Raw genomic sequence first — 253 nt, forward strand, 5'->3', positions numbered from 1 at the left:
GCACATCCTGTTAGGTCGTCAGGTAGGCGTTCCTTACATCATCGTGTTCCTGAACAAATGTGACATGGTAGACGACGAAGAGCTGCTGGAACTGGTTGAGATGGAAGTGCGCGAGCTGCTGTCTCAGTACGATTTCCCAGGTGATGACACGCCAGTTATCCGTGGTTCTGCTCTGAAAGCGCTGGAAGGTGATGCAGAGTGGGAAGCGAAGATCATTGAACTGGCCGATGCCCTGGACAGCTACATCCCAGAA

Annotated in this window: 1 protein-coding gene; it reads left to right on the forward strand. The window is 52.6% G+C overall.

The window, feature by feature from the left end:
• Positions 1 to 253 (forward strand): GTP-binding protein (locus tag SLS51_RS23705; protein WP_323840905.1); only part of this gene is annotated, 253 nt, incomplete at both ends.

The organism is Photorhabdus africana (genome assembly GCF_035181445.1).
GTDB lineage: Bacteria > Pseudomonadota > Gammaproteobacteria > Enterobacterales > Enterobacteriaceae > Photorhabdus > Photorhabdus laumondii.